This is a genomic window from Pseudomonas sp. EA_15y_Pfl1_P101 (genome assembly GCF_963970835.1).
GTDB lineage: Bacteria > Pseudomonadota > Gammaproteobacteria > Pseudomonadales > Pseudomonadaceae > Aquipseudomonas > Aquipseudomonas tritici.
On sequence record NZ_CAXAPA010000002.1, the window covers coordinates 129,470 to 148,633 of the forward strand.

Here is a 19,164-nt window from a genome sequence, read left to right on the forward strand (position 1 = left end):
GGCATTGGGTCAGTCAAAGAGGCTCTGACTTAACCACCGCCTTCGCGCGCACGCCCGCTCCCACATTTGGATCGCTGTGTGTCTGGGATTTACGCCGCGCTGAACATCTTATGCGGGTCAATCACAAACTTCTTCGGCACACCCGCATCGAACTCGCCGTACCCACGTGGCGCGTCGTCCAGGCTGATCACCTGCACACCCACGATGTCAGCAATGTTGATGCGGTCCCACATGATCGCCTGCATCAGTTGGCGGTTGTACTTCATCACCGGGGTCTGCCCGGTGTGGAAGCTGTGGGATTTGGCCCAGCCCAGACCAAAGCGGATGCTCAGGCTGCCCATTTTCGCGGCGGCATCCACGGCGCCCGGGTCTTCAGTCACGTAGAGGCCTGGGATACCGATCTTGCCCGCCACGCGCACCACGCCCATCAGCGAGTTGAGTACGGTGGCCGGGGCTTCCGCCTTGACGCCTTCATGGCCGTGGCCGCGCGCTTCGAAGCCTACGGCGTCGACGGCGCAATCCACTTCCGGCTCACCCAGCAGCGCGGCGATTTGTTCGTGCAGCGGGGTGTCCGTGGACAGGTCGGCAATCTCGAACCCTTGCGCCTTGGCGTGGGCCAGGCGGATGGGGTTGACGTCGCCGATGATCACCACCGCAGCGCCCAACAGGCGCGCAGAAGCGGCAGCGGCCAGGCCGACCGGGCCAGCGCCGGCGATGTAGACGGTGCTACCAGGGCCAACACCGGCAGTGACGGCGCCGTGGTAGCCCGTCGGCAGGATGTCGGAGAGGCACGTCAGGTCGCGGATTTTCTCCATGGCCTTGTCGCGGTCCGGCAGTTTCAGCAGGTTGAAGTCGGCGTATGGCACCAGTACGTATTCGGCCTGGCCGCCGGTCCAGTCGCCCATGTCGACGTAGCCGTAAGCACCGCCCGGGCGCGCCGGGTTGACGCTCAGGCACACGCCGGTGTGTTGTTCTTTGCAGGAGCGGCAGAGGCCGCAGGCGACGTTGAACGGCACCGAGACCAGGTCGCCGATTTTCAGGTTTTCGACGCCGGTGCCCATTTCGATCACTTCACCGGTAATTTCATGACCCAGCACCAGGCCGGTCTGGGCAGTGGTACGGCCGCGCACCATGTGTTGGTCGGAGCCGCAGATATTGGTGGAGACCACGCGCAGAATGACGCCGTGCTCAATCTTCCTGCCACGGGGGTCCTGCATTTTGGGATAGTCGATTTTCTGTACTTCGACCTTGCCGTTGCCGAGATACACGACACCACGATTACCAGACATGCTTTCACCTCGCTGTTGTTTTTATGGAACCGCGTTGCCCGTTGGGTGGGCAGCGCGTTAAGTGCTCGGGTACAGATGCTGTTTTTGCGTTGTTAGTTGGGGCCTCTTCGCAGGCTTGCTCGCGAAGGCGTCAGTCAGAGCACCACAGTTCTATTGGCGTTGAGAAACACCCGCCGCTCAATGTGATACCCCACCGCCCGGGCCAGTGTCAGCCCTTCAATATCGCGCCCCTTGGCAATCAAGTCCTCGGGGTAGTGGCTGTGGTCCACCACCTCCACGCCCTGGGCGATGATCGGGCCTTCATCCAGGTCGTTGTTGATGTAATGCGCCGTGGCGCCAACCAATTTCACGCCCTTGTTGTACGCCTGGTGATACGGCTTGGCGCCCTTGAACCCCGGCAACAACGAGTGATGGATATTGATGGCCTTGCCATCCAGCTTGCGGCACAGCTCCGGCGACAGCACTTGCATGTAGCGCGCAAGAATCACCAATTCGGCGCCGGTGTCTTCCACCACCTGCCACACCTGGCGCTCCTGGGACGGTTTGTCGTTGGGGTCGAGGGGGAAATGGTAGTAGGGAATCTGGTGCCAGTCGGACAAAGGTTTGAGATCAGGGTGGTTGGACACCACCGCAACCACGTCCATCGACAGTTGGCCGATGCGCTGGCGGTACAGCAGATCGTTCAGGCAGTGATCGGCCTTTGAGACCATGATCACCACTTTTGGCCGGTAGTTCGGCGCTGTCAGCTCGAAGATCATGCCAAAGGCTTCACCGCGAGAGGCCAGGCCATCGCGGAAACCTTGCTCGTCGAAACCGTCGGGCTGGCGAAATTCGACGCGAATAAAAAATCGCCCGGAAAGCCGATCATCGAACGAGTGGTGCTCGGTAACGTAGCAGCCCTGCTCGAACAGGTAGCGGGTGACCGCATCCACCGTGCCGAGCACGCTGGGGCAGTCGGCGGTCAAAATCCATGTATCAGGTGCGCGGCTCATGGGTCACTCCTCAGGCTTGGACGCTCAAACCGAACTCAGCCGAGGCATCCTGCAACCACAACCACCAGTAATCCGAGAAGCTGCGACGAATCAGCAGCTCCCAGGTGTCTTCAGCGGTGTGACGGATCACCAGCTGCGACTTGGCGAACACCGTGCCCACCGCCTTGCCCACCGGGAAGTTGTTGGGGTGCACGTCATAGCTGGTGGACTTCATCAGCACGTCACGCACATTCGGGCCGCTGAGTTCGAGGATCTGTTGGCCGCCGCTGACGTTGACGATCTGAATATGCAGGTCGCCTAGGGCGGCACGCAGGTTTTGCTCGGCGGCGAATTCTTCACCGCTTGGCACGATCAAAAGCCACTCATCCGGACCGAGCCATTGCAGGCTGGTTTCGCCTTTGATGATCACCGTCAAAGCAGCTGGCAGCTCAATACCAAGGGCCTTGTGCACGCCGGCGGCAAAGGCAGGGTCATGGCCGTCGCCGCGCAGAGTCAGGTGGCCCAGGAGTTTCTTCTCACGCACGGTCACACCGGCGTTCTTGCGCCCCTTGCCGACCAGGCTGGCGAGGTCGGCATGGTGCAGCGACGACTCGGCCTTGGCCCCGGTGGTTGGGCGTTGTTGGTACACATTGGCTGCTGTCATAAAGCACCTTTCCTGAATTCTGTTGTGCGGCTACTGGCGTCTTCGCGAGCAAGCCCGCTCCCGTGGGAGCGGGCTTGCTCGCGAAGGCCGCGACTCGGTCTATCAGATGTTCTGGCGTTCGCCTTTCGGGTCAAAGAACACCGAAGACACAATCTCTGCCTCGATCACACTGCCATCCGCCTGCGGTGAGAACACCCGTTCGCCGATGCGCTTCAAGCCGCCCTTCACCACGCCCATGGCAAACGAATAACCCAGGGAGTTGTGCGCATAACTTGATGTGACGTGACCCACCATCTTCATCGGAATCGACTGCTTCGGATCGAACACCAGCTGCGCGCCTTCCGGCAGCCACACGGTTGGATCGATCGGTTTGAGCCCAACCAGCTGCTTACGCTCTTCACGCACGCAGTCTTCACGGTTCATGCCGCGCCAGCCGATCCACGAGAACGGTTTGGTACGACCTACGCACCAGCCCATGTTCAGGTCGTCCGGGGTCATCGAGCCGTCGGTGTCTTGCCCGACGATGATGAAGCCCTTCTCCGCCCGCAGTACGTGCATGGTTTCGGTGCCATACGGGGTCAGGTTGTACTGCTTGCCGGCCTCGACGATTTTTTCCAGCACGCCCATGGCGTAGTCGGCCTGCACGTTGACTTCGTACGACAGCTCACCGGTAAACGAAATCCGGAACACGCGAGCCGGTACGCCACCGACCAGGCCTTCCTTCCAGGTCATGAACGGGAAGCCGTCCTTGTCCAGGTCGATGTCGGTCACTTCGGCCAGCAGCTTGCGGCTGTTGGGCCCGGACAGGGTCATGGTCGCCCAGTGGTCGGTGACCGAAGTGAAGTACACCTTGAGGTCTGGCCACTCGGTCTGTTGGTAGATTTCCAGCCACTGCAGCACACGGGCGGCGCCGCCAGTGGTGGTGGTCATCAGGAAGTGGTTGTCGGCGAGGCAAGCAGTGACGCCGTCGTCGAAGACCATGCCGTCTTCCTTGCACATCAGGCCATAGCGCGCCTTGCCCACATCGAGCTTGGTCCAGGCGTTGGAGTAGATGCGGTTGAGGAACTCTCGGGCATCCGGGCCCTGGATATCGATCTTGCCGAGGGTCGACGCATCGAGCAGACCAACGCTGTCGCGCACGGCCAGGCATTCACGTTTTACCGCGGCGTGCAGGTCTTCACCATTGCGCGGGAAATACCAGGGGCGTTTCCACTGGCCGACGTCTTCGAACTCGGCGCCGTTTTTCACGTGCCAGGCTTGCAGCGCGGTGTAGCGCACCGGCTCGAAGATGTGCCCACAGTGACGGCCCGCCACCGCGCCGAACGTCACCGGCGTGTAGTTCGGACGGAACATGGTGGTGCCCATCTGCGGGATGGTCACGTTCAGCGAACGCGCGGCAATCGCCAGGCCGTTGACGTTACCCAGCTTGCCCTGGTCGGTGCCGAAGCCCAGGGCTGTGTAGCGTTTGACGTGCTCAACCGACTCGAAACCTTCACGGGTCGCCAGTTCGATGGCGGCGGCAGTCACGTCGTTTTGCAGGTCGACAAATTGCTTTGGCGCCCGTGCGGTGGGTTTGTCGTGCGGCACTTGGTAAACAGCTAGCGTCGGTTCTTCCAGGCGGTTCAGCGCTTTTGGCAGTGCGCCTTCCACCGGCGCAAAACCGGCTTCGCTGGCCGCGCGCACGCCGCCTTCAAAACCATCCGCCAGGGAATCGCCAAGGCCGTAGACGCCGTTGATACCACCGACGCACACGCGTTTCTGCGGTGCTTCGCCCGGTACAAAACCGAGGATATCTTCACGCCAGGTCGGCTTGCCGCCCAGGTGCGAGGCCAGGTGGACCACCGGGCTGTAACCGCCGGAGCTGGCCACCAAGTCGCAGTCAAGCCATTCGCCTGGGCTGGTGACTTTGTGTGCTTTCAGATCAATCGCCGCCACGCGGGCAGCGGTCACATGCTTGCTGCCACGGGCTTCGATCACGGCGCTGCCGGTGAGGATGCGAATGCCTTTGGCACGGGCTTCTTCAACCAGCGCGCCGCGTGGGTTGTGGCGCACATCGGCCACGGCCACCACTTGCAGGCCGGCGTCGAGCCAGTCCAGCGCAACGCGATAGGCGTGGTCGTTGTTGGTCGACAGCACCAGTTTCTTGCCCGGCGCCACGCCGTAGCGGCGCACGTAGGTGGAAACTGCGCCGGCCAGCATGTTGCCCGGCACGTCGTTGTTGCCGTACACCAATGGACGCTCGCACGCACCGGTCGCGAGGACGACACGCTTGGCACGCACACGGTGAATACGCTGACGCACCACGCCGATCGGCGCACGGTCACCGAGGTGGTCGGTGAGACGTTCGTGGATGGTCAGGAAGTTATGGTCGTGATAACCGTTGACGGTAGCGCGGGGCAGCAGCACCACGTCCGGCAGGGCTTTGAGTTCAGCGATCACGCTGGCAACCCAATCAGTAGCGGGTTTGCCATCGAGGCTTTCGCGCGAGTCGAGCAGCGAACCACCGAACTCTTCCTGCTCATCGGCGATGATCACACGTGCACCGCTGCGCGCAGCAGCCAGTGCAGCGGCCAAACCCGCAGGGCCTGCGCCGACCACCAGCACGTCGCAGTGACGGTTGAAGTTGTCGTAGGTGTCCGGGTCGTTCTCGGTCGGCGAGCGGCCAAGGCCAGCCGCCTTACGGATGTACTTCTCGTACGTCATCCAGAACGATTGCGGGTACATGAAGGTTTTGTAGTAGAAACCCGGTGGCATCAGCTTGCCGCCGACCTTGCCGAGAATGCCCATCACGTCGGTGTTCACGTTTGGCCAGCCGTTGGTGCTGGTGGCGACCAAACCTTGGTACAGCGCTTGTTGCGTGGCGCGCACGTTGGGAATCTGGGTGGCTTCGGTGGCGCCGATCTGCAGCACCGCGTTCGGCTCTTCGGCGCCCGCAGCAAAGATGCCGCGTGGGCGCGAATACTTGAAGCTGCGGCCGATGATGTCGACGCCGTTGGCGAGCAAGGCGGCGGCCAGTGTGTCGCCTTCAAAGCCTTTGTAGCTCTGGCCGTTGAAGGTAAACGTGAGGACTTTATTACGGTCGATCCGGCCACCGTTGGACAGGCGATTGGTCTGGCTCATACCTTCTCTCCAGCAGCCTTGGCGGTGAATTGCGGCTTGGTGCCGATCTTGTAGGTTTCAAGAATTTCGTAGGTCACGGTGTCGCGCGTGGCGTTGAAATACTGGCGGCAACCGGCGGCGTGAATCCACAGTTCGTGGTGCAGGCCACGCGGGTTGTCACGAAAGAACATGTAGTCGCCCCACTCTTCATCGGTGCAGGCGTTCGGGTCCAGCGGGCGCGGGATATGCGCTTGGCCGGACGCATGGAATTCCTCTTCGGAGCGCAGTTCGCCACAGTGAGGACAGAAGATATGCAACATAGGGAATTTCTCCTGTTAGTGGGCGACGGCCGCAGCGCCATGCTCATCGATCAACGCACCGTTGTGGAAACGGTCGATGGAAAAAGGGGCAGCCAACGGGTGCATTTCACCCTTGGCGAGGCTGGCGGCAAACACGTTGCCTGAGCCCGGAGTCGCTTTAAAACCACCGGTGCCCCAACCGCAGTTGAAGAACATGTTCGGAACCGGCGTCTTGGAGATGATCGGGCACGCATCCGGCGTGGTGTCGACGATGCCGCCCCACTGGCGGTTCATGCGCACCCGCGACAGCACCGGGAACATCTCGACGATGGCCTGGACGGTGTGCTCGATCACCGGGTACGAACCGCGCTGGCCGTAGCCGTTGTAGCCGTCGATACCGGCGCCGATCACCAGATCGCCCTTGTCGGACTGGCTGATATAACCGTGCACGGCGTTGGACATGATCACGCTGTCGATAATCGGCTTGATCGGCTCCGACACCAACGCTTGCAGCGGGTGGGATTCGATCGGCAGGCGGAAACCGGCCAGCGAGGCCATGTGCCCGGAGTTACCGGCCGTGACCACACCGACGCGCTTGGCGCCGATGAAGCCCTTGTTGGTTTCCACGCCGATGCACACGCCGTTTTCCTTGCGGAAGCCGATCACTTCGGTCTGCTGGATCAAGTCCACACCGAGTGCGTCAGCCGCGCGAGCGAAGCCCCAGGCCACGGCATCATGGCGGGCCACGCCGCCGCGACGTTGCACGGTGGCGCCGAGAACCGGGTAGCGGGTGTTTTTCGAGCAGTCGAGGTACGGGATCTCGTCCGCTACCTGTTTGGCGTTGAGCAGTTCGCCGTCCACGCCGTTGAGGCGGTTGGCGCTGACGCGGCGCTCGGAATCACGAATGTCTTGCAGGGTGTGGCACAGGTTATACACGCCGCGCTGCGAGAACATCACGTTGTAGTTCAGGTCCTGGGACAGGCCTTCCCACAGCTTCATCGCGTGTTCATACAAATGCGCCGACTCGTCCCACAGATAGTTGGAACGCACGATGGTGGTGTTGCGTGCGGTGTTACCGCCGCCCAGCCAGCCTTTCTCGACCACGGCCACGTTGGTGATGCCGTGCTCCTTGGCCAGGTAGTAAGCGGTCGCCAGACCATGCCCGCCGCCGCCGACGATGACCACGTCGTAGACCTTTTTAGGGGTCGGCGTGCGCCACATCTTCTGCCAGTTTTCGTGGTGGCTGAGTGAGTGCTTGAAGAGGCCGAAGCCTGAGTAGCGTTGCATAGTCATTACTCCAAAACCGCGCTCAGCGATAAACCGGGAAATCAGCGCACAGGGCAGACACGTGCTTGGCCACGTTGGCCTCGACATCGGCGTCGCCGAGGTTGTCGAGGATGTCGCAGATCCAGCCGGCCAGTTCGATGCACTGCGGCACTTTGAAACCACGCGTGGTCACCGCCGGGGTGCCGATGCGCAGGCCCGAGGTCACGAACGGCGACTGCGGGTCATTCGGCACGGCGTTCTTGTTGACGGTGATGTGGGCGCGACCGAGGGCGGCGTCCGCGTCTTTGCCGGTGAGGCCCTGACGGATCAGGCTGACCAGGAACAGGTGGTTATCGGTGCCGCCGGACACTACGTCGTAGCCGCGTTTGATGAACACCTGCGCCATGGCCTGGGCGTTATCGATCACTTGTTGCTGATAGACCTTGAAGCCAGGCTCCTGGGCTTCCTTGAAGCACACGGCCTTGCCAGCGATGACGTGCATCAGCGGGCCGCCCTGGGCACCGGGGAATACAGCGGCGTTGAGCTTCTTTTCAATGGCTTCGTTGGCCTTGGCCAGGATCAGGCCGCCACGCGGACCACGCAGGGTCTTGTGGGTGGTGGTGGTGACCACATCGGCGTACGGCAGCGGGTTAGGGTACAGGCCTGCGGCAACCAGGCCTGCGACGTGGGCCATGTCGACGAACAGCAGCGCGCCGACCTTGTCGGCAATCGCGCGAAAGCGTGGGAAATCCAAGGTCTTGGAGTAGGCGGAGAAACCGGCCACCACCATTTTCGGCTGGTGTTCCACGGCCAGACGCTCGACTTCGTCGTAGTCGATCAAACCGGTGTCGGTGTTGATGCCGTATTGCACCGCGTTGTACAGCTTGCCCGAGGACGACACTTTGGCGCCGTGGGTCAGGTGGCCGCCGTGGGCCAGGCTCATGCCGAGGATGGTGTCGCCGGCGTTCAGCAGGGCCAGGTACACCGCGCTGTTGGCGGAGGAACCGGAGTGCGGCTGCACGTTGGCGTAATCGGCACCGAACAGCTGCTTGGCGCGCTCGATGGCCAGGGTTTCGACTTTATCCACATGCTCGCAACCGCCGTAATAGCGCTTGCCCGGGTAACCTTCGGCGTATTTGTTGGTGAGGCCGCTGCCCTGGGCTTCCATGACGCGTTTGCTGGTGTAGTTCTCCGACGCGATCAGCTCGATATGATCTTCCTGACGCTGCTCCTCGGCATTCATCGCCGCCAGCAGTGCGTCGTCATATCCCTGGATCTGGTCTTGTTTGCTGAACATCGCGTCTCTCCCAGCCTTTCGTATTGTTGAGGCCCGTGCAGAGCCCTTTGATGCGATGGTAGGGCTGACGCCTCTGGATCAAATGCCTACGGACGCCACGCAAAGGTGCGTTTACGACATGGCGTGAACAACACCGAAACAAATGTGGGAATGGGCTTGTGTGGGAGCTGGCTTGCCTGCGATGCAGACACCTCGGTCTCTAAGCAGAACCGAGGTGATGCCATCGCAGCGGTTCGACGATTCGACAAGCCAGCTCCCACAAGGGTTACGCGATGATCTTGCGAACGAGCAGCAGCAGAAGGAAATGCAGGGGGTAGAGGGCGTAAGCCCAACGGCGCATGGCCGGGGGCGCGACATCTTTGGCATGTCGCAACAGGACTAATCCCGCCAATGGCGCGATCAAGCAGGCGGCCAACCCCATCAACGCGACAGGCGTGCCGCTATTAAGCAGAATCTGCCATTGATTGGCGGCCACACACACCAACCCCGGCAACACGCTGAAATACCATGCCCGACGGAACACCAGCAGCATCGCCAGTGGCAGTAATACACCGAAAAAACCGAACATCAGGTGCGTGGCAAACACGGCGGCAATCGTGACGGCAATCAACGCCAATCCTCGATCAAAAAGCGCTTTTTGCTGCCATCCTCGGGCAATCAGCAACCCCAGCGCCAACGTCGGCAACACATTCAACGTATCGGCATCGTCGATGAACATCCGATACGGCACCTCACTGATCACACTGAACAGCAACAACCATCCCAAATACCGCCACTGGCTTATGACCGGTGCGTTTCTCGCCCGATGCAGGTTCGCCGCAATCGCCAGGCAAAACCACGGGAATGCCAGGCGTCCCGGCACATACAGGCCATCCAGGCTCAAACCGACATAACGCAGGTGGTCCAGCACCATGCTCAACAGCGCCAGCCACTTGAGCAAATCCAAAGCGCCATCACGGACGCGTCCGACAGGAATCGTTTCAGTACCGTGCATAATTCCCCAGTGACTTTGCATTTACAGTACGTGCGCACCCGCGACAATCTTGGTTACAGTGCGCCCCAACATCGACCACAGGAATGGGCCATGACCGACAAGAGCCAACAATTCGCCAGTGACAACTATTCCGGCATCTGCCCGGAAGCCTGGGCCGCCATGGAACAAGCCAACCAAGGCCATCAGCGCGCCTACGGCGATGATGAATGGACCCATCGCGCCGCCGACGGTTTCCGCAACTTATTCGAAACCGACTGCGAAGTGTTCTTCGCCTTCAACGGCACAGCGGCCAACTCCCTGGCGCTGTCCTCGCTGTGCCAGAGCTACCATAGCGTGATTTGCTCGGAAACGGCCCACGTCGAGACCGACGAATGCGGCGCGCCGGAGTTTTTCTCCAACGGCTCCAAGCTGCTCACCGCACGCACCGAAAACGGCAAGCTGACCCCGGAGTCGATCCGCGAGATCGCCCTCAAGCGCCAGGACATCCACTACCCCAAGCCGCGCGTGGTCACCCTTACCCAGGCCACTGAAGTCGGCAGCGTGTACACCCCGGAAGAAATTCGCGCTATCAGTGTGACCTGCAAGGAACTGGGGCTGAACCTGCACATGGACGGCGCGCGCTTCTCCAACGCCTGCGCCTTCCTCGGCTGCTCGCCAGCGGACCTGACCTGGAAGGCTGGCGTGGATGTGCTGTGCTTTGGCGGTACCAAAAACGGCATGGCGGTAGGCGAAGCGATCCTGTTCTTCAACCACAAACTCGCGGAAGACTTCGACTATCGCTGCAAACAAGCGGGCCAGTTGGCCTCGAAAATGCGCTTCCTCTCCGCCCCTTGGGTAGGCCTGCTGGAAAACGACGCCTGGCTCAAACACGCCCGTCACGCCAACCACTGCGCACAACTGCTGAGCCGCCTGGTGGCGGATATTCCTGGCGTTGAGCTGATGTTCCCGGTGCAGGCCAATGGTGTGTTCCTGCAACTCTCGGAACCGGCGATTGCCGCATTGACCGCAAAGGGCTGGCGCTTCTACACCTTTATCGGCAAAGGCGGTGCACGCTTCATGTGTGCGTGGGATACCGAGGAAGAACGTGTAAGAGAATTGGCGGCGGATATTCGGAAAGTGATGGAGGCCTGAAACCACGGGGCTTTGAGCAGCGTTTCAGAGACTGTTTGTACGTATTTCTGACAGTATCTATCTACCCCCTGCCTTGAGTAGGATCTTGTCACCCCGAACAGACGGACGCGTTTTTCCGGGGCTGACTGCCTGCCGAACACTCGGCTGGAAATGGAAATCCTATAGAGGGCAACATCATGGAAATTCAATGCTACACCACTGACTCTCAGCTGCGCGCCGACGTCGACGCCACACTCGTCAGCCTGGACGACCTCAGGAAGCTGGCCAACGTCGGCGACACCATCATCGAGCCGTCCAAAACCTTTACCGTGACTGGAAAAGAGTTCGAAATGACAGCATCCGGCGGATACCTCATCAACCTTTTCGTCCGCTAACCACTAAGGCCCGCGCCGCAGACTCATGACCTGCGACGCGGGACTGATGTGATTTCGCTCACAAGGCCTTCGGTTGAAGCGCTTGCCAATCATCAATAGGGCCGCGGTTTGTGAGAAAGGTCCCACCGTTGAATTTCAACGCCAGCTTATTCACGGCATTCAAGGCCGTCGTCACCGCTCCTTCTGCCCAGCCTCCCGTGAACGAAACGTCGTCACCCGCCAGAATGAATCCATCGGGTTTCGGCCCCTGCACACCGTTCATGAACTGAGAAAACAGCAAGCGCTGGTACTCGTACTGGCCCGGCAGATTCATTTTGAACGCGCACAGGAAAAACGGCTGCTCCTCCCAGTTGATTTCGACAAAGGGGTTGGTCATGCCGAACTCAGCCGCCAGGTTCAACTGATGAGGGGCGTACACGCTGTCCAGCAAGCTTGTGCACACCTGCACGTGGGACGGCTGCGGCGCACTGCGATCCCCCAGGAATTTGAGGCTGTCGTCATTCCAGGTATAAGACAAAAACATACCGCTCCCCCTGTAAGATCCGAGGCCTTGACTGTAGTCCAGCAGGTAGGTGCCACGGGTGATGCGATCCGACAGGGTCACGCTCATCTTGTGTTGAAAATCTGCTTCCACATCGGTCCAGAAAGGCCGCTGGGTTTGCGCGAAGATTTTGGCGGATTGCATGTAGTGTGTGTACATCACCGCTTCCCATTCCTTTGGGGATAACAGGTCATTCATTTGGTTGAAGCGGGCGGCACCATCCATGTAGCGGAATTTGTCGAGGATCCGCTTGTGAGGGGTGTAGACCACGGCAGGAAAAGTGTATTGACGGTCGTTTCCCAGATTATGGTCATACACCCATACGTCGAACTCGCCATCCGGGCGACGCATGATCTGCCGCACTTCCTGCTTTAAAGGCTGATCAATGACTTGGGTCGTCAGGCCTTGGACAGTGGTGCCCACAGACCAATGCGCCATGGCGTCGCCAAAGGTCTCCGGGGCGCGGCTCCATAACCGCGTTGGCAGCTCGCTGGAACCGTCGAACATCAACTTATGGTTGGTATCCAGCCCGGTATACAGCACCCGCAGCACCTCTAGGAAACAATTGGGATAGTCGGTGTTCCAACCGCCGGTGCCGAAGCCGATCTGGCCGAACAGATCAATGTCTTCGCGACTCCACCCCGCCTGCTCGACCATCGCGGCAAAAAAACTGAGGTTGTCCCAACCCGCATCCAGGATTGCGTTCCACAAGGTCTTTATCTTGGCCTGATCAATGCTGTCCTCGGACATTGCCGCTTCCATTTCGGTGAACTTGATCGGGTCCTGCTCAAGGAACACCTCGAACAACAACCGCTCAATTTCGGCGTATTCCGGCGGCAGGTTATTGCCTTCGTAATAGGTCTGTTTTTGCTGGTAGTCAACTACCGTACTGGAGGTTGCCGCCGAACCAGGGTTGGGAAAGTCCGCCGAGTTGGCCGTCATGCCGACCTTCTCGAAATAGTGCATCAACGCCTTGCCTGAAACAGGAAAACGCATCGCCCCCATTTCACAGATCACACTGTTAGCGGGATCTTGCGGATCACCCGCCACGTAGGAATACAGCCGGCCACCGATACGATCACTGGCCTCTACCACCACAGGGTGTAAACCCATGCGCATGGCTTCATAGGCCGTCACCATTCCCGCAACGCCTGCGCCGACGATCAACACTTTGCTGCCATACGCTAGGCTGGAAACCTGCGCCAACGGAGTGCCGTTAATGACGGCGGTATCAAGGAACCGGCGGTAATGAAAAGGAAAGTCAGGAATCAGTGCAGTGACATCGTTGGCAAGCAAGCGCGCAGCGCCTTTACTTCGGGAGGGAATAGCAGACATGGCAATTATCCTTGGCGTGCAAACAGGACGTCCACCTACTGCTTCACTGCGAAGGGCGACTACGACGAGTGTGATCTTCAGCGTAGTGATTCGTAGGAAATGTCTCTATATCCGTTGGAAATAAAAAGTGGATCAGTAATGCAAACCTTATTCCAGAGGGTTTTGCGCACTCAGTTCAGACATTCATAAAGTGATTATTTGAAAATGCCGATTCAATTGTTTTTTTGCTTACAAGACGCTGCGCAACTCACTCAATAAAAAACAGACCGTGATACCTATGAACATGCCCTCCGACCGATCGGCCGCTCCCCCCTCCAGCACGCTGAAAATCGAAACCCGCTCCATCGACTACGTGCCGCGCAATGAACGCCACGGCAAGGTGTGGCATCAGGCGCCGTTCTGGTTCACCGGCAACTTCGTGCTGACCACCATGGTCACCGGGTTTACCGGGGCGGCCTTGGGACTGAGCCTGGTGTACGCGATCCTGGCGATCGTGATCGGCGTGTGCCTGGGCACGTTCGCCATGGCGTTCCACGCCAACCAGGGACCGCGCATGGGTTTGCCGCAGATGATCCAGTCGCGCGCCCAATTCGGCCTGCGTGGCGCCATCGTGCCGTTTATCGCGGTGGTCTTCGTGTACATCGGCTTTAACGTGTTCAATGTGATTCTGGCGACCGATGCCATCAATACCGTGCTGCCCGGCCACCGCGCGCCCTGGTATGCCTTGATGATCATCCTCGCGGTGGTGATCGCCGTCATCGGTCACGACCTCCTGCACACCGTGCAACGCTGGCTGACCTACGTGATGATCAGTGTCTTCGCGGTCCTGACCGTCGCAGCCTTGCTGCACCTGCAGGCCGATTCAGCCGTGGCCGACGCACATTTTTCCTGGTCGGCCTTCCTGATCCAATTGTCAGCCGCTGCGGGCTATCAGATCAGCTACGCCGTGTATGTCTCGGATTACTCGCGCTACCTGCCCCACAACACGCCGTCGCGCAGTGTCATCCTCTGGACCTACCTGGGGGCTGCCGGCTCGGCGCTGTGGTTGATGTCGTTGGGGGCATTCCTGGCCTCGGCGCTGCCCTCACCCGACGCCATTGGCAGTGTGCAGGCCGTGGGCAACCAACTGCTGCCTGGGTTTGGCACCTTTACCGTGCTGATTGCCGTACCGGCGCTGGTCGGCATCATGGCCGTCAACTGTTATGGCGCGATGCTCACCGGGATCAGCGCCATTGACGGTTTTGTCCCGATCAAACCCAGGATCAAGAGCCGCATCGTCGGGATCAGCCTGGTGGCCGCAATCATTTTCGTGATTGCCTTGAGCATCCCTGAGAGCTACCTGAGCAGCTTCAATACCTTCGTGCTCTTGATGCTGTATTTCCTGGTGCCCTGGACGGCCGTCAACCTCGCAGACTTCTATGTCGTACGAAAAGGGCGCTACGCCATCCGCGATATTTTCAATCCCGCTGGCATCTATGGTCGCTGGTCGAGGGCCGGGTTGGTCGCGTATTTCCTCGGCCTGGCGGCTATGATTCCGTTCATGTCGCTGGGTTTTTATCAAGGCCCGATCAGCCTGATGCTGGACGGTGCCGATATTGCGTTCGTCATCGGCCTGGCGGTCTCGGCAGTGGTTTACTGCGTGATGAGCCGCCAACTCGACCACGCCGCCGAATCGCGCGCTATGCACGCCAGCGAGCGCGCATTGGAAGGAGACTTGACGTGAAACCGCTACGCGTCGTTTGCCATCAACTGGCGCCGCATATCGGCGATGCCGACTACAACCGAGCACTGACCGAGAGCGCGATTCGCAGTGCAGCCAGCCTCGACGCCCAGGTGGTCGTTCTGCCGGAGCTGATCCAGAGCGGCTACGCGTTCTTCGACCAAGACGAAGCCTACCGTGTCTCGGAGACGCTCGACGGCCCGACCTTGAGACTGTGGAAAAACCTGGCGCACGAGCTGGGAATCGTCATCGTAGCGGGGTTCTGCGAGCGCCTGAACGCGCCACACGTCGCCAACAGTGCAGCGCTGGTCGAACCCACCGGGCGCCTGACGGTGTATCGCAAGGCACACCTGTGGGACCGCGAGAAACTGATCTTTACCCCCGGTGATGCACCACCTCCGGTGGTCGACACCGCCGTCGGGCGGATCGCCGTAATGATCTGCTACGACCTGGAGTTGCCCGAGTGGGTGCGCCTGCCTGCGCTGGCGCAAGCCGACTTGCTCTGCGTCCCGGTGAACTGGCCTGACGGCCCACGCCCCGCCGGTGAAAGGCCGGCAGAGATCGTGCGGGTCCAGGCCAATGCGGCAGTCAACCGCATGTTCATCGCCGCGTGCGACCGCTATGGCGAGGAGCGTGGGGTAAACTGGGTGGGCGGTTCGGTGATCGTCGACGCTGACGGCTACCCACTGGCCGGCGCAGCCTCCCGCCCGGAGGAACAACAGTTGGTCGCTGACCTGCCCCTGGCGCAGGCCCGGGACAAATCAATCAGCGGTCACAATCACGTTCATCAGGACCGTCGGCCAAGGCTGTATTGAGCATCAGAACTCGATGCGCACATCCCCCTTCGGCACACTGCAGCACGACAGGATGTAGCCTTCGGCTTCGTCTTCTTCGGTGATCCCGCCGTTGTGGTCCATCTCGACCTCGCCACCCAGCTTCATCACCTTGCACGTTCCGCAGATGCCCATGCCGCAGGCTTTCGGGATCAATAGCCCAAGCTTGGCCGCAGCCGCGTGCACGGTTTCGCCCGGTGCCACGCGAATGCTCTTGCCCGACGCGATGAACTCCACTTGGTGCAGATCCGCCAGATCGACTTCCGGTGCGTCGGCGGCTTGTTCGGCTTGTTCCACCGCGTCCGCACGGGCTTCCGGTGGCGTGGCACCGAAGGATTCCTCGTGGTAACGCGTCATGTCAAAACCGGCGACCTCCAGCAGACGCTTAACCGCGTTCATGTACGGCGTGGGGCCGCAGCAGAACACTTCACGCTCGAGGAAGTCCGGCACCATTAGTTCGAGCATCTTGTGGTTCAGGTAACCGCGATAACCCGCCCAAGGCTCGCCCAATCCGTGTTTCTCGCAGATCAGGTGCAGGCTGAAGTTGTCGATCCGCGATGCCATGTGTTCCAGCTCGCGGTGATAAATGATGTCTTTGGGCGAGCGGGCGCTGTGGATAAACGTCATGTCGACATTGGCGTTGGTATCGTAATACCAACGCGCCATGGACATGACCGGCGTGATGCCGACACCGCCACTGAGGTAAAGCACTTTGGTATTGCTGAAGTCGATCGCATTAAACAGCCCCACCGGCCCGTGCACGGCCAACTCCTGCCCTTCATGCAGCGTGTCGTGCAGCCAGTTGGAGACCTTGCCGCCCGGCACACGCTTGATCGTCACCGAAAAGCTGTAGGGCACCGACGGTGAGCTGGAAATGGTGTAGGAGCGCATGATCGGCTGGCCGTCGATTTCCAGCTCCAGGGTGACGAATTGCCCTGGCTTGAAAAAGAACAGGATCGGCTGGTCGGCCATGAAGCAGAAGGTGCGCACGTCCCAGGTTTCCTGGATGACTTTGACGCAACGGACGATGTGCCGACCATTGGCCCAGGTCTGGGTGGTTACCGGATTCAGGAAATTACTGGACATGTTGTTCTCCACCGCCGACGTCGGCCTTATGGTGGCGATTCTGCGTAACGCGAGAACCACCCATTTACCTATCTGCGACATTCACATACTTATCGCGACCAGCCCCCATACCATGGGTGTTGCGCGTCGGGATCAGAGTGGGCCATGTCGTTAATGGACAAGGTTCTGGCCTTTGCCGGGCCCACACTCGCTTCCAACAAAGACGCTTTCTTTAGGCCTTGCAAAGTACCAACCGTAGCCACTATTCGCCGGCCACACAGAATGGCCCTGAGGACACACACGATGGACGTCACCGCAACTTTAAGCTTGGGCGATCCGCTGGAACCCGCACGCAAGGCCACCGCGCAGATGCTGCAAGAGCGCGAGCGCACCTTTTCGCTGCCACAGCCGTTCTACTCTGATGAACGGCTGTTTGATATCGACATGCAGGAGATCTTCCAGAAAGAGTGGTTGATTGCCGGCATGACCTGCGAGATCCCCACCAAGGGCAACTACCTGACCCTGCAAGTGGGCAAGAACCCGATCATCGTGATCCGTGGCGCCAACGGCGTGGTGCATGCGTTCCACAACGTGTGTCGCCACCGTGGCTCACGCTTGTGCACCAGCGACAAGGGCAAGGTTGCCAAACTCGTCTGTCATTACCACCAGTGGACCTACGAACTGGACGGCCGCCTGCTGTTCGCCGGCACCGAGATGGGCGCCGACTTCGACATGAAGCAATACGGCCTCAAGCCGGTGAACGTAAAGACCGCCGGCGGCTACATCTTCATCAGCCTGGCCGAGAACCCGCCGGCCATCGATGACTTCCTGTCGACGCTGAGCCATTACATGGAACCCTACGACATGGAAAACACCAAGGTGGCCATTCAGACCACCTTGTTCGAAAAAGCCAACTGGAAACTGGTGCTGGAAAACAACCGCGAGTGCTACCACTGCAACGCGTCGCACCCGGAACTGCTGAAAACCCTGCTGGAATGGGACGACGTCACCGACCCGCGCGCCGACCAGACCTTCAAGGACCACGTGGCCGCCTCCGCTGCCGCCTGGGATGCCGAGAAAATCCCTTACGCCCACGCCAGCTTTGGCCTGCGCAACCGCATCGTGCGCATGCCGCTGCTCAAGGGCACCGTATCGATGACCCTGGATGGCAAACAGGGCTGCGCGAAACTCATGGGCCGCATCAAGAACCCGGACCTGGGCTCGATGCGCATCCTGCACCTGCCGCATTCGTGGAACCACTGCATGGGCGACCACATCATCGTGTTCACCGTGTGGCCGATCAGCGCCCAGGAAACCATGGTCACCACCAAGTGGATCGTGCACAAGGACGCCGTGGAAGGTGTGGACTACGACGTGGACCGCATGCGCCAGGTGTGGGACGCCACCAACGACCAGGACCGTCGCCTGGCCGAAGAGAACCAGCGCGGGATCAACTCCACCGCCTACCAGCCCGGCCCGTACTCCAAAACCTACGAGTTCGGTGTGGTGAACTTCGTTGACTGGTACAGCGAGCGCATGTTGAGCAACCTGGGCGCGGCGCCGGCGCCTTACCTCAAAGGCGTCGCCGTCCACGAGTAAGTGACACCCACAGATCAAACTGTGGGAGCGGCGGTGAGACGCTCCCACAGGTTGAACTCCTTAACTGTTCAAAATTTGAGCAAGCCTCTCTAACGCCTCTAGATACCAGCCCTCCAGCCTTTACCCAACAACTTATCCACAGAGCCACCCACAGCAAATGTGGGCAAGTACGCCTCCCTCCTAAAATTAAATGAAGAAAATCCGTGACTTATTCAAGCCAGCGGTTTTCACCCGCATCTGATCACTTATTGATCAACTCACTGAAAGCCACGAACCACGTGCCCTGTAGCGGTACGCGAACACCTTATCCACAGAAGCACCAACAGACTTTGGGGGCAACTTTGGCAGCGCTGTGGAAAACCGTCTCAAACCTTCATAAATCGCGGTTTTCAGGGATTTTAATCAAGTAAAAGCTCAAATCGATCAGATTTTGATCAATCACATAAAAGCCTTTAACCATAAGGGCTGTGGCCGAGAGCGAACACCTTATCCACAGAAGCGCCAACAGAGTATGGGGGCAAGTCTGATTTGTTAAATGGCTGAGTGCAGGGAAAAAACCAAGGAAAAACCGCCAGTTAGCTTGGTTGTTTTTCGTACAGAGGGCTGCAGGACTTGATTCACAGGGGCTGTGGACAACCGCGAACAGGTTATCCACAGACGGATCAACAGGGATTGTGGGTAAGCCCA

The 19,164-nt window shown here is 59.8% G+C and carries 15 protein-coding genes; 5 read left to right on the forward strand and 10 right to left on the reverse strand.

What is annotated here, in order from left to right:
- Positions 1–89 precede the first annotated feature (89 nt).
- From fdhA to AACY36_RS02985, 8 genes are all read right to left on the reverse strand, one after another.
- Positions 90–1,289, reverse strand: coding sequence for a formaldehyde dehydrogenase, glutathione-independent (gene fdhA / locus AACY36_RS02950; protein ID WP_339415354.1), 1,200 nt, complete (start codon positions 1,287–1,289; stop codon positions 90–92).
- 134 nt (positions 1,290–1,423) lie between these two features.
- Positions 1,424–2,281, reverse strand: coding sequence for a formyltetrahydrofolate deformylase (gene purU, locus AACY36_RS02955; RefSeq protein ID WP_339415353.1), 858 nt, complete (start codon positions 2,279–2,281; stop codon positions 1,424–1,426).
- A 10-nt stretch (positions 2,282–2,291) separates the two neighbouring features.
- Positions 2,292–2,924: a sarcosine oxidase subunit gamma gene (locus tag AACY36_RS02960; protein ID WP_339438181.1), complete on the reverse strand. Its 633-nt coding sequence runs from the start codon at positions 2,922–2,924 to the stop codon at positions 2,292–2,294.
- A 102-nt stretch (positions 2,925–3,026) separates the two neighbouring features.
- Positions 3,027–6,044: a sarcosine oxidase subunit alpha gene (locus tag AACY36_RS02965; protein WP_339436930.1), complete on the reverse strand. Its 3,018-nt coding sequence runs from the start codon at positions 6,042–6,044 to the stop codon at positions 3,027–3,029.
- Positions 6,041–6,343, reverse strand: coding sequence for a sarcosine oxidase subunit delta (locus AACY36_RS02970; RefSeq protein WP_065880153.1), 303 nt, complete (start codon positions 6,341–6,343; stop codon positions 6,041–6,043). The genes AACY36_RS02965 and AACY36_RS02970 overlap by 4 nt, the downstream gene beginning before the upstream one ends.
- A 15-nt stretch (positions 6,344–6,358) precedes the next feature.
- Entirely contained in the window at positions 6,359–7,609 is a 1,251-nt protein-coding gene (locus AACY36_RS02975; protein WP_339415350.1) for a sarcosine oxidase subunit beta, read from the reverse strand.
- Positions 7,610–7,631: 22 nt separating this feature from the next.
- Positions 7,632–8,885, reverse strand: a complete 1,254-nt coding sequence (gene glyA / locus AACY36_RS02980) for a serine hydroxymethyltransferase (protein WP_339415349.1) — start codon at positions 8,883–8,885, stop codon at positions 7,632–7,634.
- Between the two features lie 265 nt (positions 8,886–9,150).
- On the reverse strand, positions 9,151–9,879 hold the full coding sequence (locus tag AACY36_RS02985; RefSeq protein WP_339496741.1) for a TraX family protein: 729 nt from the start codon (positions 9,877–9,879) through the stop codon (positions 9,151–9,153).
- Between the two features lie 90 nt (positions 9,880–9,969).
- Here AACY36_RS02985 and AACY36_RS02990 point away from each other — a divergent pair, with 90 nt between their 5' ends.
- Positions 9,970–11,010: a threonine aldolase family protein gene (locus tag AACY36_RS02990; protein ID WP_339427672.1), complete on the forward strand. Its 1,041-nt coding sequence runs from the start codon at positions 9,970–9,972 to the stop codon at positions 11,008–11,010.
- Between the two features lie 176 nt (positions 11,011–11,186).
- Entirely contained in the window at positions 11,187–11,384 is a 198-nt protein-coding gene (locus AACY36_RS02995; RefSeq protein ID WP_339415346.1) for a hypothetical protein, read from the forward strand.
- Between the two features lie 58 nt (positions 11,385–11,442).
- Here the strand turns inward: AACY36_RS02995 and AACY36_RS03000 are convergent, their stop codons facing one another.
- Complete coding sequence (locus AACY36_RS03000; protein ID WP_339415345.1) at positions 11,443–13,260, reverse strand: flavin monoamine oxidase family protein; 1,818 nt, start codon at positions 13,258–13,260, stop codon at positions 11,443–11,445.
- Between the two features lie 283 nt (positions 13,261–13,543).
- On the opposite strand from AACY36_RS03000, the gene AACY36_RS03005 reads away from it, so the two are divergent.
- A complete protein-coding gene (locus AACY36_RS03005) occupies positions 13,544–14,983 on the forward strand; it encodes a purine-cytosine permease family protein (RefSeq protein WP_339415460.1) in 1,440 nt (479 codons plus the stop codon).
- A complete protein-coding gene (locus AACY36_RS03010; RefSeq protein ID WP_339415344.1) occupies positions 14,980–15,795 on the forward strand; it encodes a nitrilase-related carbon-nitrogen hydrolase in 816 nt (271 codons plus the stop codon). Before AACY36_RS03005 ends, AACY36_RS03010 begins: the two co-directional genes overlap by 4 nt.
- Before the next feature lie 3 nt (positions 15,796–15,798).
- Here the strand turns inward: AACY36_RS03010 and gbcB are convergent, their stop codons facing one another.
- Positions 15,799–16,899 carry a glycine-betaine demethylase subunit GbcB gene (gbcB, locus tag AACY36_RS03015; protein WP_339415343.1) on the reverse strand — a complete coding sequence of 367 codons (1,101 nt, stop codon included), beginning with the start codon at positions 16,897–16,899 and terminating at the stop codon, positions 15,799–15,801.
- A gap of 282 nt (positions 16,900–17,181) precedes the next feature.
- On the opposite strand from gbcB, the gene gbcA reads away from it, so the two are divergent.
- Positions 17,182–18,477 carry a glycine-betaine demethylase subunit GbcA gene (gene gbcA / locus AACY36_RS03020; protein WP_339415342.1) on the forward strand — a complete coding sequence of 432 codons (1,296 nt, stop codon included), beginning with the start codon at positions 17,182–17,184 and terminating at the stop codon, positions 18,475–18,477.
- Positions 18,478–19,164 lie beyond the last annotated feature (687 nt).

Bases quoted from the DNA above. Each gene is read 5' to 3' on its own strand.
- fdhA (WP_339415354.1), bottom strand. From the start codon at position 1,289: ATGTCTGGTAATCGTGGTGTCGTGTATCTCGGCAACGGCAAGGTCGAA.
- purU (WP_339415353.1), bottom strand. From the start codon at position 2,281: ATGAGCCGCGCACCTGATACATGGATTTTGACCGCCGACTGCCCCAGC.
- AACY36_RS02960 (WP_339438181.1), bottom strand. From the start codon at position 2,924: ATGACAGCAGCCAATGTGTACCAACAACGCCCAACCACCGGGGCCAAG.
- AACY36_RS02965 (WP_339436930.1), bottom strand. From the start codon at position 6,044: ATGAGCCAGACCAATCGCCTGTCCAACGGTGGCCGGATCGACCGTAAT.
- AACY36_RS02970 (WP_065880153.1), bottom strand. From the start codon at position 6,343: ATGTTGCATATCTTCTGTCCTCACTGTGGCGAACTGCGCTCCGAAGAG.
- AACY36_RS02975 (WP_339415350.1), bottom strand. From the start codon at position 7,609: ATGCAACGCTACTCAGGCTTCGGCCTCTTCAAGCACTCACTCAGCCAC.
- glyA (WP_339415349.1), bottom strand. From the start codon at position 8,885: ATGTTCAGCAAACAAGACCAGATCCAGGGATATGACGACGCACTGCTG.
- AACY36_RS02985 (WP_339496741.1), bottom strand. From the start codon at position 9,879: ATGCACGGTACTGAAACGATTCCTGTCGGACGCGTCCGTGATGGCGCT.
- AACY36_RS02990 (WP_339427672.1), top strand. From the start codon at position 9,970: ATGACCGACAAGAGCCAACAATTCGCCAGTGACAACTATTCCGGCATC.
- AACY36_RS02995 (WP_339415346.1), top strand. From the start codon at position 11,187: ATGGAAATTCAATGCTACACCACTGACTCTCAGCTGCGCGCCGACGTC.
- AACY36_RS03000 (WP_339415345.1), bottom strand. From the start codon at position 13,260: ATGTCTGCTATTCCCTCCCGAAGTAAAGGCGCTGCGCGCTTGCTTGCC.
- AACY36_RS03005 (WP_339415460.1), top strand. From the start codon at position 13,544: ATGCCCTCCGACCGATCGGCCGCTCCCCCCTCCAGCACGCTGAAAATC.
- gbcB (WP_339415343.1), bottom strand. From the start codon at position 16,899: ATGTCCAGTAATTTCCTGAATCCGGTAACCACCCAGACCTGGGCCAAT.
- gbcA (WP_339415342.1), top strand. From the start codon at position 17,182: ATGGACGTCACCGCAACTTTAAGCTTGGGCGATCCGCTGGAACCCGCA.